Source organism: uncultured Psychrobacillus sp. (assembly GCF_938022135.1).
GTDB lineage: Bacteria > Bacillota > Bacilli > Bacillales_A > Planococcaceae > Psychrobacillus.
In genome coordinates this window covers 1-16062 of sequence record NZ_CALIED010000025.1, presented here as the reverse complement: position 1 = coordinate 16062, position 16062 = coordinate 1, and the positions used below count along the sequence as shown (strand labels likewise).

At 39.3% G+C, this 16062-nt stretch carries 16 protein-coding genes; all 16 read left to right on the top strand.

Annotated features, from left to right (window positions below):
• The first annotated feature begins 17 nt into the window (after positions 1–17).
• The 16 genes from tilS to lysS all read left to right on the top strand — a co-directional run bounded on the left by tilS (position 18) and on the right by lysS (position 15723).
• Positions 18–1409 carry a tRNA lysidine(34) synthetase TilS gene (tilS, locus tag Q0371_RS06335; RefSeq protein WP_298469533.1) on the top strand — a complete coding sequence of 464 codons (1392 nt, stop codon included), beginning with the start codon at positions 18–20 and terminating at the stop codon, positions 1407–1409.
• A 15-nt stretch (positions 1410–1424) separates the two neighbouring features.
• Positions 1425–1967: a hypoxanthine phosphoribosyltransferase gene (hpt, locus tag Q0371_RS06330; protein WP_169360369.1), complete on the top strand. Its 543-nt coding sequence runs from the start codon at positions 1425–1427 to the stop codon at positions 1965–1967.
• A gap of 155 nt (positions 1968–2122) precedes the next feature.
• Positions 2123–4156 (top strand): ATP-dependent zinc metalloprotease FtsH, encoded by a 2034-nt coding sequence (ftsH, locus tag Q0371_RS06325; protein ID WP_169360370.1) that lies wholly within the window; start codon positions 2123–2125, stop codon positions 4154–4156.
• Between the two features lie 110 nt (positions 4157–4266).
• A complete protein-coding gene (locus Q0371_RS06320; RefSeq protein ID WP_169360371.1) occupies positions 4267–5049 on the top strand; it encodes a type III pantothenate kinase in 783 nt (260 codons plus the stop codon).
• Positions 5050–5931, top strand: coding sequence for an Hsp33 family molecular chaperone HslO (gene hslO / locus Q0371_RS06315; RefSeq protein ID WP_169360372.1), 882 nt, complete (start codon positions 5050–5052; stop codon positions 5929–5931).
• On the top strand, positions 5915–6844 hold the full coding sequence (locus Q0371_RS06310) for a peptidyl-prolyl cis-trans isomerase (RefSeq protein ID WP_169360373.1): 930 nt from the start codon (positions 5915–5917) through the stop codon (positions 6842–6844). Before hslO ends, Q0371_RS06310 begins: the two co-directional genes overlap by 17 nt.
• A gap of 385 nt (positions 6845–7229) precedes the next feature.
• Positions 7230–8153 carry a cysteine synthase A gene (cysK, locus tag Q0371_RS06305; protein ID WP_169360374.1) on the top strand — a complete coding sequence of 308 codons (924 nt, stop codon included), beginning with the start codon at positions 7230–7232 and terminating at the stop codon, positions 8151–8153.
• Between the two features lie 132 nt (positions 8154–8285).
• Positions 8286–9707: an anthranilate synthase component I family protein gene (locus Q0371_RS06300; RefSeq protein WP_298469523.1), complete on the top strand. Its 1422-nt coding sequence runs from the start codon at positions 8286–8288 to the stop codon at positions 9705–9707.
• Positions 9704–10291, top strand: coding sequence for an aminodeoxychorismate/anthranilate synthase component II (pabA, locus tag Q0371_RS06295; protein WP_251557197.1), 588 nt, complete (start codon positions 9704–9706; stop codon positions 10289–10291). The genes Q0371_RS06300 and pabA overlap by 4 nt, the downstream gene beginning before the upstream one ends.
• The gene (gene pabC, locus Q0371_RS06290) at positions 10292–11131 is read left to right on the top strand and encodes an aminodeoxychorismate lyase (protein WP_298469521.1); all 840 of its coding nucleotides are present in this window, start codon (positions 10292–10294) and stop codon (positions 11129–11131) included.
• Position 11132: 1 nt separating this feature from the next.
• Positions 11133–11990, top strand: a complete 858-nt coding sequence (gene folP / locus Q0371_RS06285) for a dihydropteroate synthase (RefSeq protein WP_298469518.1) — start codon at positions 11133–11135, stop codon at positions 11988–11990.
• 3 nt (positions 11991–11993) lie between these two features.
• Positions 11994–12359: a dihydroneopterin aldolase gene (gene folB / locus Q0371_RS06280; RefSeq protein ID WP_298469515.1), complete on the top strand. Its 366-nt coding sequence runs from the start codon at positions 11994–11996 to the stop codon at positions 12357–12359.
• A complete protein-coding gene (gene folK / locus Q0371_RS06275; protein WP_298469624.1) occupies positions 12353–12874 on the top strand; it encodes a 2-amino-4-hydroxy-6-hydroxymethyldihydropteridine diphosphokinase in 522 nt (173 codons plus the stop codon). Before folB ends, folK begins: the two co-directional genes overlap by 7 nt.
• Positions 12875–12876: 2 nt before the next feature.
• A complete protein-coding gene (locus Q0371_RS06270) occupies positions 12877–13050 on the top strand; it encodes a helix-turn-helix transcriptional regulator (RefSeq protein ID WP_340886226.1) in 174 nt (57 codons plus the stop codon).
• Positions 13047–14072, top strand: coding sequence for a tRNA dihydrouridine synthase DusB (gene dusB / locus Q0371_RS06265; RefSeq protein ID WP_298469509.1), 1026 nt, complete (start codon positions 13047–13049; stop codon positions 14070–14072). Before Q0371_RS06270 ends, dusB begins: the two co-directional genes overlap by 4 nt.
• A gap of 160 nt (positions 14073–14232) precedes the next feature.
• On the top strand, positions 14233–15723 hold the full coding sequence (gene lysS, locus Q0371_RS06260) for a lysine--tRNA ligase (protein WP_298469506.1): 1491 nt from the start codon (positions 14233–14235) through the stop codon (positions 15721–15723).
• Positions 15724–16062 lie beyond the last annotated feature (339 nt).

The window sequence follows — 16062 nt, the reverse complement described above, 5'->3', positions numbered from 1 at the left end:
AAGGGAGAGATGAGAAGATGCATCCATTCGTTCGAAAGGTGAAGCAATATATAGACCAGCACCGATTGATTGAAGAAAAAGAGCGTCTTCTTATCGCTTGTTCTGGCGGTACAGACTCTGTTGCAGTGGTACTAGCCATGAGGGAACTTGCGGTTTTTTACAGTTGTGAGCTTGGTATTGTTCATACAGATCATCAATTGCGTGGAAAAGAGTCTGCCGAGGACCTCGAATTCGTCAAGGAATTAGCTAATCGGTTAAAACTTCCTTTCTATTCTGCTACGTTAGAGGTGATGAGTAGAGTGGAACAAGAAGGGGGAAATGTTCAAGTTATTTGTAGGCAGGAGCGTTATTCCTTTTTCGATGAGGTGATGGAAGCCTATAATTATAACAAGCTTTTGTTGGGACACCATGCAGATGACCAAATAGAAAATGTCTTGATGTCGTTAATAAGAGGTACTATTAGCTCCACGATAACGGGGATTCCAAAAAAGAGACCTTTTTCAAGTGGTCAAATAATCCGTCCTTTTCTAGGTGTTACAAAGCAAGAGATTGCAACCTATCTAAAGGACCAACAACAACTTCATAGACATGACCCAAGCAATGACAAACATACATATACAAGAAATCGAATTCGCCATCGATTAGTGCCTCTCTTGAAAGAAGAAAATCCAAATATAAGCGATCGAATAATGCATTTTGTAGAGAAACAGCTTCAGGATGAAAAGTACCTTCAAGAGATAGCGGCAAAAAAGTATGAACAGCTTGTGACGGTTAATGAGGAAGGGGCATTGGTTATAGATTCTCTAAGCTTTTCTACAGTTCCCATTGCTTTACAAAGAAGAGTGATTCTACTACTATTAGAGTATCTATACAAAAACTCCGATATACTACTTAACGATCGATTGATTGAATCCATTCTCGCCGCTTGCAATAATCATGAAGGTAATGAGGTATTACACTTACCAAATGCTTTTCATCTCACTCGCCATTACAACCACATACAATTTAGCGCTCATAAAACGGCACCTGTTATACGTGGGGAATTTGTTTTGTCGGAAGATTGTTGGATCAATTGCGGTGCTGGCTTTTCCATCTACTTAACGCGAAACTTAACAGACGATCTTTCCCAAGAGAAATGGTTTGTACAATTAGAAAACCACCACTTTCCGCTTTCTATAAGACAGAAGGTACAAGGTGATCGAATACGTATCAAGGGAATGTCCTCTTCTAAAAAAGTTTCCCGTCTATTTATCGATGAGAAGGTCTTACCAGAGGATAGGATGAGTTGGCCACTGCTTGTGCAAGCTAACAATGATATAATTGCAGTAATTGGCTTACGCTACGGAGAATTATTTTCAAAGCAACACAGCTCGCAGAACTATGTGATGTTTGTAAAGCGAGATAAATGACTAGGGGGACTAGAAATGCTAGAGAAAGATATTCTAGAGATTTTATTGACAGAAGAACAAATTCAAGAAAAAACAAATGAGCTTGGAGCTATGCTTACTGCAGATTATGCGGACCAATTTCCCCTTGCTATCGGAATTTTAAAAGGTGCAATGCCATTTATGTCTGATTTGATGAAACGAGTGGATACATACATCGAAATGGACTATATGGACGTTTCTAGTTATGGAAATGCTACTGTTTCTTCCGGTGAAGTGAAAATTGTAAAAGATTTGAATACAAGTGTAGAGGGCCGAGATATTTTAATTATTGAGGATATCATTGATAGTGGGATGACATTAAGCTATTTAGTGGATCTATTCAAGTATCGTAAAGCAAAATCTATTAAGATTGTCACATTATTGGATAAGCCGACAGGCAGAAAAGTAAAGTTAGAAGCTGATTATGTTGGTTTTATAGTTCCAGATGCTTTTGTTGTTGGTTATGGATTAGATTACGCAGAAAAATACAGAAACTTACCGTACGTTGGTGTTCTTAAAAAAGAAGTTTACTCTTTTTAAATTTAGAAGCTGCGAAGCTCTATGAAAGTCATTAATAGATATGAACAAAGCCTTAAAATTTTGTTCTTTTTTAGAAGGCTTTTCATTGTACGCCAAAAAAAACGTATGTTAAGATAATCATTAGTTTTTCTGTTTACCTTGTGAGGAGGCTAGGAATGAATCGAGCATTGCGCTACGCCATATTGTATTTATTGATATTTTTTGTGATTGTAGGAATATTTGCTACGTTCAATACAAATAATACCCCTACTAAAAATATTCGTTATGATGAATTTATGACTTCACTTTCAAAAGGTGATGTTACTAGCTTTTCAATGCAACCTGAACAAGGAGTTTACTTTATAGAAGGTTCTATGAAGGGCTATGAAGAAGGAGAAAAGTTTTTAACTAAACTTCCTTACAATAGTGAAAAAGTGCTAGAGAGAATAGATTCACTAGCAACTGCAAATAATGTACAAATTGATGTTATTGAAACTTCAAAAACTAGTGGCTGGGTACAGTTCTTTACCGGTCTACTTCCTTTCTTGATTATCATCATTTTATTCTTCTTCTTATTGAGCCAATCTCAAGGCGGTGGTAACCGTGTGATGAACTTCGGTAAGAGTAAAGCAAAACTGTATGATAACGACAAGAAAAAAGTGAAATTCCCAGATGTTGCTGGGGCAGATGAAGAAAAAGCAGAGTTAGTAGAAGTTGTAGACTTCTTGAAAGATCCACGCAAGTTTGTAGAAATTGGAGCACGTATACCTAAAGGGATTCTTTTAGTGGGTCCTCCAGGTACTGGTAAAACGTTACTAGCACGTGCTGTAGCTGGTGAAGCAGGAGTACCATTCTTCTCTATCAGTGGTTCTGACTTCGTAGAGATGTTCGTTGGGGTCGGTGCATCCCGCGTACGTGATTTGTTTGAAAATGCAAAGAAAAATGCGCCTTGTATTATTTTCATAGATGAAATTGATGCAGTTGGTCGTCAACGTGGAGCAGGTCTTGGTGGCGGTCACGATGAGCGTGAGCAAACACTAAACCAATTACTTGTTGAGATGGATGGTTTTGGAGCTAACGAAGGTATTATTATCATCGCAGCTACAAACAGACCAGACATTCTAGACCCGGCTCTTCTACGTCCTGGACGTTTTGACCGTCAAATTACAGTAGGTCGCCCAGATGTTAAAGGTCGCGAAGCAGTGCTTCAAGTACATGCACGCAACAAACCTTTAGATGATACGGTTGATTTGAAAGCAATTGCTCAACGTACACCAGGATTCTCTGGAGCAGATTTAGAAAATCTTCTAAATGAAGCTGCCCTGGTAGCTGCTAGAAGAAACAAAACAAAAATTGATATGTCAGACATTGATGAAGCAACAGACCGAGTTATTGCTGGACCAGCTAAATCTGGTAAAGTAATATCTCCGAAAGAACGTAAAATTGTTGCCTTCCATGAGGCTGGACACGTAGTAGTAGGTTTAACACTAGATGATGCAGAAGTCGTTCATAAAGTAACTATTGTTCCTCGTGGCCAAGCTGGTGGATATGCAGTAATGCTTCCAAAAGAAGATCGTTACTTCATGACTAAACCAGAGCTTCTGGATAAAGTTTCAGGATTACTAGGTGGTCGTGTTGCAGAGGATATCGTCTTTGGAGAAGTTTCTACAGGAGCTCATAATGACTTCCAACGTGCTACTGGTATCGTCAGAAAAATGGTTACGGAATATGGTATGAGTGACAAGCTAGGACCAATGCAATTTGGTCAAACTCAAGGAGGAAATGTCTTCCTAGGTCGTGACTTTAACTCAGAGCAAAATTATTCCGATAAGATTGCATATGAAATTGATCATGAGATGCAAACGATGATCAAAGAGCAATACGAACGAACTAAACAGATCTTAACAGAGAAACGCGATTTGTTAGATTTAATCGCAAATACGTTATTAGATGTTGAAACGTTAGATGCTGCTCAAATTTTACATTTACAAGAGCATGGAACACTACCTGTTCGTGAATACGATCAAAACGATCAAAAGGTTGATTTGAGTAAGGAAAAGGATTCCGATGCTACAGGAGCTTCTTCTGATCCGACAATCGGTGATTTACCATCAGAAAAAGGCACGTCTCATGAGACCGGTCCTATTCTAGAAGAACGTACAGATAGTACTTCAGATCCAATTCAAGAAAAGCGTCCAACTGATAAATAAAATATATAGCTGAGTGATTTTCGTCTTTAGGCGAGTCACTCAGCTTTTTTATTTCTCGGGAAATATGGTATGATGTGTTGGAAATCTACGTAAAAGTGAGGAAAATCTTCATGATACTTGTGCTTGATACAGGAAATACAAATATTGTCCTAGGAATTTACCATAATGATCAGCTGATTCATCACTGGAGAATGGAGACGGACCGTCGTAAAACAGAGGATGAGTTCGGGATGCAGGTCAAAGCACTCTTTTCTCATGTTAATATAACTTTCGAACAAATAGAAGGTATTATCATTTCCTCAGTAGTGCCGCCAATTATGTTCTCCTTAGAAGCGATGTGTAAGAAGTATTTTGGTATAAAACCCTTAGTTGTAGGTCCCGGTGTAAAGACGGGATTGAATATAAAATATGAAAATCCTCGTGAAGTCGGTGCCGATCGTATTGTTAATGCAGTAGCAGCTATTCATGAATATGGAGCACCTTTAATTATTGTGGACTTTGGTACTGCAACCACTTACTGTTATGTAAATGAAAAAGGTGAATACTTGGGTGGTGCTATAGCTCCGGGAATCGGTATTTCAACAGAAGCATTATTTGAAAAGGCTAGTAAGCTTCCTAGAATTGAACTTACAACTCCAGAGCATGTAATCGGCAAAAATACAGTTTCCGCCATGCAATCTGGTATCGTATTTGGATACGTTGGGCAAGTGGAGGGCATTGTAAATAGGATGAAAAAAGTTTCTAAAGTGAATCCTAAAGTTATATCTACAGGAGGGCTTGCTCCTTTAATAGGTAATGAAACAACGATTATGGATATGATTGATCCTTTTCTTACATTAAAAGGATTGTATTTAATTTATCAACGAAATATAGATGAAAGAGGTATGAGATAAATGAATGATTATTTAGTTAGAGCTTTAGCTTTTGAAGGAAGTGTTAGAGCATTTGCAGTTCGCACAACAGGTACGGTAGGTGAGGCACAGCAACGTCATCAAACGTGGCCAACTGCTTCTGCCGCATTAGGTAGATCTATGACCGCTGCAGTTATGATGGGAGCAATGTTAAAGGGTGACGATAAGTTAACAGTTAAAGTAGAAGGAAACGGTCCTATTGGTCCTATGATCATCGATAGCAATGCTAAAGGTGAGGTGCGTGGATATGTAACAAATCCTCAAGTACATTTCGACTTAAACTCAGTAGGTAAGCTTGATGTTCGTCGTGCAGTTGGAACAGAGGGTACTTTAACAATTGTCAAAGATCTAGGAATGCGAGACTTCTTCACGGGACAAGTACCAATAGTTTCTGGAGAAATTGCAGAGGATTTCACTTACTATTACGCTATTTCAGAACAAGTTCCGTCCTCAGTAGGTCTAGGAGTATTGGTGAACCCAGACAACTCCATTTTGGCTGCTGGTGGGTTTATCATTCAGTTATTACCAGGGACAGATGACGAGACTATAACAATTATAGAAGAACATTTAAATAAGATGGAGCCGGTGTCTAAGTTAATTGAAAGAGGATTGACTCCAGAGGAACTCTTATTTGAAATTCTTGGGAAAGAAAACGTTCAAATATTAAATGAGATGCCAGTACAATTTGAATGTAATTGCTCTAAAGATCGATTTGGTAGTGCAATTATCAGTCTTGGGGAAAGTGAAATCCGTGACATGATTGAAGAAGACGGCGGTGCTGAGGCTCAATGTCATTTTTGTATGGAAAAATATAATTACTCAGTAAATGAATTGGAGTCTTTTATCGATGAAATCAATTCATAATAATGTTCCAACTCAACCTAAACGACGTTTAAAAACGAAACCGGTACTTATTGTACTAGGTATACTTTTACTTGGAAACTTACTTTGGTTTATAGCTTGGTTAATACCAAATGATCAACAAGCAAAGGCATCCGAAGAAGTCGCTTCAGTTGATGGAAAGATTATTACGAAAGAGCAATGGATGGCTTCCATGGAAACAATTTATGGAAAAGAAGTATTATTAGATATGGTAAACGCAGAAGTCATGGAGGCTGCTGCGAAGAAAAACGATATTAAAGTAACGGACGCGGAGATAGATCTGGAGCTAGCGCTTATTAGGTCCACAAGGGAAGGTACAGACACTTCCCTTCAAGCATATGACGATGAGATATTACGAAAGAAAATTCGATCTCGCCTTATTTTAGAGAAGGTATTAGCAAAAGATGTTAATGTAAAGGAAAAGGATATAAAGGATTTCTATGAAAATAATAAAAATCTATATAATATCCCAACTTCCTACCGTACTAGCGTTATTTACGTGGCTACAGAAGAGGAAGGGAAAGCTGTTTTAAAAGAGCTCAAGGATGAATCGTCCTTTGATGGTCTGGCAAGAGAGCGTTCGACAGATCCAAGTTCTGCAAGCTTAGGTGGAGACGTGGGTTATATCTCTAAAGGTACTGATTCGATAGATGAAGCTTTAGTTGAGGCATTAGAGAAAGTTAAAGAAGGAAAGACTAGCGGAGTTATCGCTCTTAAGGATGGCCGTTATGCAATAGCACTTGTAAAGGATATATTTGAAGGACAAGCATTCTCTTATGAGAAAGTAGAAGGTCATATAAAGAGAGAGTTGGCACTAAGTCAAATACATCAATCTGTAACACAAGAATCATTCTGGCAGGAATATAAAGCCGAATGGATATATGGCGAACAGTAAAAATAAGGCTTTAAACCGCCCTCCAGTGTTGGATGAATCTAACATTGGAGGGCGCTTTTTATAGACGACGCAAGAGTGTCGGGAATATCCCATGCTGCTCTCTTACGGAACACGAAATGGATTCATTTTGAAAACAAATGTATATAAGAGTCTAAAGTCCCGTAGAATATATAGAACAAGAATTTAAATTTTTGATTGTACTGTAGTAAAAGGGGTAGGTTAGTAATTATGGAAATGTGTGTGAACTGCTTATTTTAAAAGAGTAGTCAATAAAAAAATTTACTTTATTTGGCGAACTGTATTAATTGACAGTAGTTCTCAAAGATTGATATGATATAGGAAATAAAACCTATCAATCAAGTAGGGATTAGGAGTGAATCGTAGAATGGCAAAATTAGCGAATAGTGTAGCAGATTTAATAGGTAAAACACCGATTGTTAAATTAAACAGAGTGACTAGCCCAGAAGATGCTGAGGTTTATGTGAAATTAGAATATTTTAACCCTGGAAGCAGTGTAAAAGATCGTATTGCTCTAGCAATGATTGAAAATGCCGAAAAAGAAGGCAAATTAAATGCAGAAAGCACAATTATTGAGCCTACAAGTGGTAACACAGGAATCGGGCTAGCAATGATTGCGTCAGCAAAAGGATATAAAGCTGTATTAGTAATGCCAGACACAATGAGCTTAGAGCGTAGAAATTTACTTCGTGCATATGGTGCTGAATTAGTGTTAACACCTGGAGCTGATGGTATGAAGGGTGCAATTGCGAAGGCGCTAGAACTATCGAATGAAAACGGTTGGTTTATGCCACAACAATTTAATAACCCTGCAAACCCAGAGGTGCACCGTTTAACAACTGGTCCTGAAATTGTAGAAGCATTTGACCAATTAGATGGATTTGTTGCTGGAATCGGTACTGGTGGTACAATAACAGGTGCTGGTGGCGTGTTAAAGGAAAAATTCCCGAATATCCACATTGCTGCAGTTGAACCAAAAGATTCAAGTGTCCTTTCTGGTGGTAAACCAGGACCACATAAAATTCAAGGGATTGGCGCTGGCTTTGTACCAGAAGTATTAGATACTAAGTTATATGATTCCATTATTCAAGTTTCTAACGAGGATGCTTATGCTACTTCTCGTGAAGTTGCTAAAAGTGAAGGAATCTTAGGTGGAGTATCTGCAGGTGCTGCTATTTATGGAGCGCTTCAGTTAGCGAAACAACTTGGTAAAGGGAAAAAAGTTCTTGCAGTTATCCCTGACAACGGGGAACGTTACTTGAGTACACCTCTTTATCAATTTGAAGACTAATTTATATATGTTTCGAAAGTTAATTTCATAAGAGTTGATGTAACGAGAGGGAGTTTGTTTACTTCCTCTCTTTTTTGTGGCAAAAAGTAACAGTTTCACGTTAAGATGAAGTCAGATTGTTTTTAGGGGGAAATGAAAATAGTGGGATTACATCTTCATACACATTCATTCCAAATGTCTAAAGAGGCATTTTTTTATGGATATAAAGAGCTTACCAAAAACGAAACACATCATCTGTTCTTAGAGAGTGGGAGAGGCGGTCATATTTCTGTAGCGGCCTGGAATCCAGTAGCTACTATTAGGTCTGAGGAGAAGGGTATCCATGTTAAGTGGAGAGAAGGAGGGGAGGAATCTATAGAGGGCGAACCCTTAGATGAGCTCGAGCGTCTCATTGCAAACTATAAGATTTCTTACGATAACAGCCTTCCTGATTTTCAAGGGGGAGCAGCTGGTTTTATTAGCTACGATTATGCTAGAAAGATAGAAGTGCTACCAACCCATTCAGAAGATGATTTGCATATACCGGATATATACTTTTATCTATTAGATAGCTGGGCTGTGTTGGATGTGGAGACTGAAACAGTAACATTGATGAAACTCTCTAGCAGTAGTGAGGATTTAGAGGAAATGGAAGAGCGATACAAACAGGCAGCCGATCAGGGCATATCCTCTAGAATCTTCTTGCCAGGAGCTGCAATGGAAGTTCAAGAGGATTCATCGGAGCTACATGTGTCGATGAGTTCAGAGGAATTTGAAGAAGCTACGCTAAAAATTCAAGAATATATTGCTCAAGGAGACGTTTTCCAAGTTAACTTATCAGTTCGTCAATCTAAAGAGTTAAAAGCATCTGCCATTGAAATGTATGAGGCATTGCGTACCTTCAACCCTTCTCCTTATATGGCATATATACAGTCACCGGAGTTTACTGTAGTATCAGGATCTCCTGAGCTATTAGTAAAGAAAAAGGGGCTGGAGCTATCTACAAGACCCATCGCTGGTACAAGGCCAAGAGGGAAAGACGAGGCAGAAGATCTTTTATTGGCAAATGAGCTGATTGAAAATGAAAAAGAGCGTGCTGAGCACGTCATGCTTGTAGATCTGGAGAGGAACGACTTAGGGCGCGTTTCTGCTTATGGCACAGTGGAAGTAAATGAGTTTATGGTGATTGAGCGTTATTCCCATGTCATGCATATTGTTTCAAATGTTAAGGGGCAGCTACGTCAAGGGGCGACAAATGCAGAAATAGTTAGAGCAATGTTCCCAGGTGGAACCATTACTGGAGCACCAAAAATAAGAACCATGGAAATCATAGATGAGTTAGAGCCTGTTCGAAGAGGATTATATACAGGTTCTATAGGATGGCTTGGATATACCGGGGATATAGAGCTTAATATCGTTATACGGACAGCATTTATACAAGAAAGAATGGCTCATATCCAAGCAGGAGCGGGTATAGTAATTGACTCAAAGCCTAGTGCAGAATATATAGAGTCGATTAACAAGGCAAAGGCTCTATGGCAGGCAAAGGCTATGGCGGAAGGAGCAAGCAAATGATTCTAATGATTGATAACTATGATTCCTTTACTTACAATTTAGTACAATATATCGGAGAGTGTGGGGTAGAGATAAAGGTTGTTCGTAATGATGAGCTTTCAATAGAAGACATCGAACAATTATCACCACAAGTTATAGTTGTTTCTCCAGGTCCCTGTACCCCGAACGAGGCAGGTATCAGCTTAGAAGTAATCACCTATTTCGCCGGGAAAATACCTTTACTAGGGGTTTGTTTGGGACACCAATCCATTGGCCAAGCGTTTGGGGGGAATGTAATTCGTGCAGAACGACTGATGCATGGGAAAACGTCTCCGGTCTTTCATGATGGCAAAGGTGTTAATAAGAATATGCCTAACCCGTTCCTTGCTACTCGCTATCATTCTTTAATAGTAGAGAGAGGCTCACTTCCAGACAGTCTCGAAATTACATCCTGGACAGCGGAGGGAGAAATAATGGGAATACGCCATAAGGATTTTCCAGTAGAGGGTGTACAGTTCCACCCGGAGTCTATCATGACGGAGGAAGGAAAAAAACTAATCCAAAACTTTGTGCATGACCACTGCTATGCTAAGGAGCTGTCCTAAATGGAGGCTTGGAAGAATGGGCAATTATATAAAGCTAGTGAATTAACGGTATCAGCCTATGATCATGGCTTCTTATATGGCCTTGGCTTTTTCGAAACGTTTCGTACTTACAATGGCAACGTATTTTTATGGGATGAGCATTGGTTGAGACTCACAGAGGCACTGGCCGATTTTCGTATAGACTTGCCTTATGACAAGCAGGCCATTTTGGAGGCTGTGAATTTATTAACAGAAGCGAATAAAGGGGAAGACGGGTATTTTCGTTTAAACGTTAGTGCAGGTATTCATGATCTGGGATTACAGCCAAACAATTATCAGGAACCAACCGTTATTTTATATCGAAAGCCCCTTCCTCCGATGATACGTGGTAAAGAGAAGTCGGCAGTATGGTTAAAGACTGTCAGAAATACTCCAGAGAGCAGCATTCGTCATAAATCCCACCACTTTGCAAACAATGTTCAAGCGAGGCTTGAACTAGACTCACTAGCTGATCAGGAAGGGATTTTTGTAAATGCCTCAGGTTTTGTGGCAGAAGGTATTACTTCAAATGTCTTTTGGGTAAATGGCGGGAAAGTCTATACTCCCTCTGTTGAGACTGGAATATTAAATGGAACGACGAGAAAATGGATTTTAAAAAATTGTACAAGCGATATAGAAGAAGGTTTTTACACAAAGAATCATTTAGAATATGCGGAAGAGGTTTTTATAACAAACGCAGTTCAGGAGCTGGTTCCGATTAAAAGTATTGGCGGGAAACAGTTTTTAGGAAATCTCGGTCCTGTTTACAAAGAGCTCCACAAACAATATGTTGCGTGTATTCAGGGAAAAAGGAGAGCATAACATGAATTTAAAACATAATTTACAACCGTTTAAAGCTGGAGGAGTTACTCTAGATTTTCGAAATGAAACGATTATAATGGGCATTCTTAACGTTACACCGGATTCCTTTTCGGATGGTGGAAGGTTCAACGAGATAGAGCATGCTGTTGGTAGAGCAAAACAAATGGTAGCCGAAGGAGCAAAAATAATAGATGTTGGGGGAGAGTCCACCAGACCAGGATACACGCCAATATCTGATGAAGAAGAAATTGCGCGTGTTGTGCCGGTCATCCAAGCTATTAGCCGACAAGTGGACGCAATCATTTCTATTGATACGTATAAATCAGCTGTAGCTAGAGCAGCTATAGAGGCCGGGGCTCACGTCATTAATGATATTTGGGGAGCTAAGAAAGATCCGGAGATTGCCAATGTGGCAGCCGAATTCAATGTCCCAATTATACTCATGCACAATCGAGATGATGAGGACTATGTAGATTTTTGGATAGAGGCGAAGAAGGATTTAGAAGAAAGCATCCATATTGCCAGGACAGCAGGTGTACCTCATGAAAATATTTGGTTAGACCCAGGTATAGGATTTGCAAAATCTCATGATCAAAATATTTTAATGATGCAGCATTTAGCTGACCTCGTGGATATGGGCTACCCAGTATTGTTGGCTACTTCCCGTAAGCGTATGATTGGTAATGTATTAAATTTGCCAGTGGACGAACGTATGGAGGGTACTGGAGCGACAGTATGCTATGGTGTCCAGCTTGGCTGTCATATAGTGAGAGTTCATGATGTCAAGGAGATGGCAAGAATGACGAAAATGATGGATGCTTTATTAGGCAAAGGCATCGAGATGAAAGCGGAGGCTTAACAGATGGACTATATTCATTTAAATGATTTAGAATTTTACGGATTTCATGGGGCACTTCCAGAGGAAACAAAGCTCGGGCAAATTTTTAAAGTAACGGTGACTCTTGCCTGTGACTTAAAAAAAGCTGGGGAAACAGATAATTTAGATGAAACGGTTAACTATGCTGAGGTGTTTGAGCTTTGTAAGGAGATCGTGGAGGGAAAACCCTACTTGTTAATAGAAGCTGTTGCGGAAAGAATTGCTTCTCGAATACTGGAGCGGTATAAGGAAAAAGTAAGTGGATGTCGAATACATCTAGTAAAACCAAACCCTCCTATAGTAGGCCACTACACTTCGGTAGCTGTTGATATAACGAGGGGTATATTATGAACGTAGCATACATTTCCTTAGGATCGAATATAGGGAATCGATTAGAATTTTTACAAGAAGCAGTTGGTTTATTGAAGGAGACACAACAGATAGATGTTCTGAAGGTGTCGTCGGTCTACGAGACAGCTCCAGTCGGTTACGTGGACCAAGCGGCATTTTTAAATATAGTTGTAGAACTGAAGACTTTATTTACTCCACATGAATTATTAGTAAAATGCAATGAAATAGAGGACTTACTGGGGAGAAAGAGAGTAGTTCGCTGGGGTCCAAGAACAGTAGACCTTGACATTTTGTTGTATAATGAAGAAAATATGAAAACAGAAGACCTCATTATTCCTCATCCTAGGATGGCGGAAAGAGGCTTCGTGCTTGTTCCGCTTTTGGAGTTAAATCCTAATATAATCGATCCGCGGACAAAACAAGCTTTTTCGAATTTAGTGCATGACCAGAAAGAGGGCGTCCATTTATGGAGAAAGTTCGCTGGGGTCGACGCATTCGTGCATTTCGAAGGTTAAAGATGATCAAGCAAGTCGAGCTTGCAAAAGAAATGGATATGTCTGTGTCTATACTTGGGAAAATTGAACAAGGTAAGCGCGCTCCAACCGAAGCACAGTTGGAAAAGATTGCTGCCATACTTGATATAAAGATAGAGGAACTAAAAGGAGAAATAGAGGCAGGTGAAGATAAATGACAAATGCACCGACTAAGCCATTTCAAATTGGTAACCATGTAATGGATAACCGAGTGGTTTTGGCACCCATGGCTGGTATTTGTAACTCAGCATTCCGTCTAACGGTTAAAGAGTTTGGCGCGGGACTTGTCTATGCTGAAATGATTAGCGATAAGGGGATTGTTCAAAAAAATGAAAGAACATTAAGCATGCTTTACATTGATGAACGTGAAAATCCATTGTCACTGCAAATCTTTGGCGGAGAAAAAGAAACGCTAGTAGCTGCAGCGCAATATGTTGACCAGCACACTTCAGCCGATATTATTGATATTAACATGGGTTGCCCAGTGAATAAGATTATAAAATGTGAGGCTGGGGCAAGATGGCTCTTGGACCCTAACAAGATCTATGAGATGGTATCTGCAGTTGTAGATAATGTAAAAAAACCGGTAAGTGTAAAAATGCGTACAGGCTGGGATGAAGAACACTTATATATGGTAGAAAATGCACAAGCAGTCGAGCGCGCTGGTGGAGCAGCAGTTGCCGTACACGGACGTACTCGTGTACAAATGTATGAGGGAGAAGCAAACTGGGACTTAATACGACAAGTGAAAGAAGCAGTCAATATTCCTGTCATCGGTAATGGGGACGTGAACACTCCACAAGATGCAAAACGTATGTTAGATGAAACAGGCGTTGATGGTGTAATGATCGGACGAGCAGCATTAGGTGATCCATGGATGATTTATCGTACAGTGGAATATCTTGAAACAGGCGAGCTAAAGCCTGAACCTACTGTGCAAGAGAAGATTGACGTATGTTTATTACATTTTGATCGGCTGACTGCTCTTAAGGGAGAGCATATTGCGGTCCGTGAAATGCGTAAGCATGCATCTTGGTATCTTAAAGGGATCCGTGGAAACGGGACGGCTAGAAATATGATTAACCAAACAGAAACTGCACAAGAGCTGAAGGATTACTTGCGCTTCTTTGCAGAAGAGTCTTTAAAGGAATATAATGAGGCTAGCACAATTCTTGCTTAATTTAGTGGGCTGTCACATCAAGTGACGGCTCTTTCCGTTTTTTATTTAGTCGTTAGGTTCAGTGGCAGAAATAAAAGATGAAGTAAACACTGAAATTGTGTACAATAAATGCAACGTAAAGGATACTTGCGAATAATAGATTGTAAAAGGAGTGAAGGAAATGTCTAACATGGAAGAATTAAATGATCAACTTTTGGTGAGACGCCAGAAGATGACTACGATACAAGAAAAAGGATTAGATCCATTTGGCGGAAAGTTTGAAAGAACTCATTTAAGTGACCAAGTCGTTTCTGAATATGAAGAGTTCACAAAAGAGCAGTTAGAAGAAACGCCTCACGAAGTAGTAATAGCTGGGCGAATCATGACGAAGCGCGGAAAAGGAAAAGCTGGGTTTGCGCATATACAAGATCTAGGCGGCCAAATTCAGATTTATGTACGAAAAGATGCAATTGGTGAAGATGCTTACGAGCTATTTACTACAGCAGACTTAGGTGACATCGTAGGCGTTCGAGGTAAAGTATTTAGAACTCAGGTAGGTGAATTGTCAGTAAAAGCAACAGAGTTTACCTTCTTAACTAAATCCTTACGTCCAATGCCAGAGAAATTCCACGGGTTAAAAGATGTTGAACAACGCTACCGTCAACGCTACTTAGATTTAATGACTAGTGCTGAAAGCAAAAACACTTTTATCACTAGAAGCCGTATTATTCAATCTATGCGTCGTTACTTAGATAGCCAAGGCTATTTAGAAGTAGAGACACCATTGTTACATACTGTAGCAGGGGGAGCAGCAGCTCGTCCGTTTATTACTCATCACAATGCATTAGATATGGAGCTTTATTTACGAATTGCAATTGAATTACACTTAAAGCGTCTAATTGTAGGTGGTTTAGAAAAGGTTTATGAAATAGGCCGTGTATTCCGTAATGAAGGTGTATCTACTCGTCATAATCCTGAATTTACAATGATTGAGTTATATGAGGCATACGCTGACTATAAAGACATCATGAATCTAACAGAAAATCTAGTAGCACATGTTGCTCAAGAAGTTCTTGGTTCTACTACAGTTATGTATGGAGATGATGAGATCAATCTTGCTCCTGGTTGGAGACGCTGGCATATGGCAGATGCAGTCAAAGAGACTTCAGGAGTTGATTTCTGGAAAGAGATGACGAAAGAAGAAGCTCATGCCTTGGCTAAAGAACATGGAGTAGAAGTTAAACCTTCTATGGAAGTGGGACATGTACTAAACGAATTCTTTGAACAAAAGGTAGAAGAAACTTTAGTTCAACCAACATTTATTTATGGACATCCAGTAGAAGTTTCTCCACTTGCGAAGAAAAATCCAGAGGATGGACGTTTTACAGATCGCTTTGAGCTGTTTATTGTTCGTCGTGAGCATGCTAATGCTTTCACAGAGTTAAATGATCCTATCGATCAACGTAATCGCTTTGAAGCGCAATTAGAAGAGAAAGCTGCTGGAAACGATGAAGCACATGAAATGGATGAAGATTTCTTAGAGGCATTAGAATATGGAATGCCACCAACAGGTGGACTAGGAATTGGAATAGATCGTTTGGTAATGTTATTAACAAACTCCCCGTCTATTCGCGATGTTTTATTATTCCCTACGATGCGTCATAGAGATTAAAGAGCTTAAGAATGGGACACTACTAGTAGTAGTGTCTCTTTCTATTTATACGACTATATATTGGGTGAGAATTATTTTAATTATTTTACTTTTAAAAAGCCCTTGTAAAAGGTGCTGGCAGGGTGGTATAGTAATCAAGTTCCCAATTTTACTTCTAAATCTCACAAAAATAACTTGAAAAAAGTTGTTGACATTGAAAAGTAGATTTGGTAAGATAATAAAGTCGCCAAAACGAACGGCGCAATGAACATTGAAAACTGAACATGCAAAACGTTAAGACATATAGCATCAACAAGCTTCGGCTTGATTGACGCAAAACAATTTTTGACATCATTTAAT

Coding starts and splice junctions, on each gene's coding strand:
- tilS (WP_298469533.1), top strand. CDS start 18: ATGCATCCATTCGTTCGAAAGGTGAAGCAATATATAGACCAGCACCGA.
- pabA (WP_251557197.1), top strand. CDS start 9,704: ATGATTCTAATGATTGATAACTATGATTCCTTTACTTACAATTTAGTA.
- dusB (WP_298469509.1), top strand. CDS start 13,047: ATGACAAATGCACCGACTAAGCCATTTCAAATTGGTAACCATGTAATG.
- Q0371_RS06310 (WP_169360373.1), top strand. CDS start 5,915: ATGAAATCAATTCATAATAATGTTCCAACTCAACCTAAACGACGTTTA.
- Q0371_RS06270 (WP_340886226.1), top strand. CDS start 12,877: ATGATCAAGCAAGTCGAGCTTGCAAAAGAAATGGATATGTCTGTGTCT.
- folB (WP_298469515.1), top strand. CDS start 11,994: ATGGACTATATTCATTTAAATGATTTAGAATTTTACGGATTTCATGGG.
- folP (WP_298469518.1), top strand. CDS start 11,133: ATGAATTTAAAACATAATTTACAACCGTTTAAAGCTGGAGGAGTTACT.
- cysK (WP_169360374.1), top strand. CDS start 7,230: ATGGCAAAATTAGCGAATAGTGTAGCAGATTTAATAGGTAAAACACCG.
- ftsH (WP_169360370.1), top strand. CDS start 2,123: ATGAATCGAGCATTGCGCTACGCCATATTGTATTTATTGATATTTTTT.
- hpt (WP_169360369.1), top strand. CDS start 1,425: ATGCTAGAGAAAGATATTCTAGAGATTTTATTGACAGAAGAACAAATT.
- lysS (WP_298469506.1), top strand. CDS start 14,233: ATGTCTAACATGGAAGAATTAAATGATCAACTTTTGGTGAGACGCCAG.
- Q0371_RS06300 (WP_298469523.1), top strand. CDS start 8,286: ATGAAAATAGTGGGATTACATCTTCATACACATTCATTCCAAATGTCT.
- pabC (WP_298469521.1), top strand. CDS start 10,292: ATGGAGGCTTGGAAGAATGGGCAATTATATAAAGCTAGTGAATTAACG.
- hslO (WP_169360372.1), top strand. CDS start 5,050: ATGAATGATTATTTAGTTAGAGCTTTAGCTTTTGAAGGAAGTGTTAGA.
- Q0371_RS06320 (WP_169360371.1), top strand. CDS start 4,267: ATGATACTTGTGCTTGATACAGGAAATACAAATATTGTCCTAGGAATT.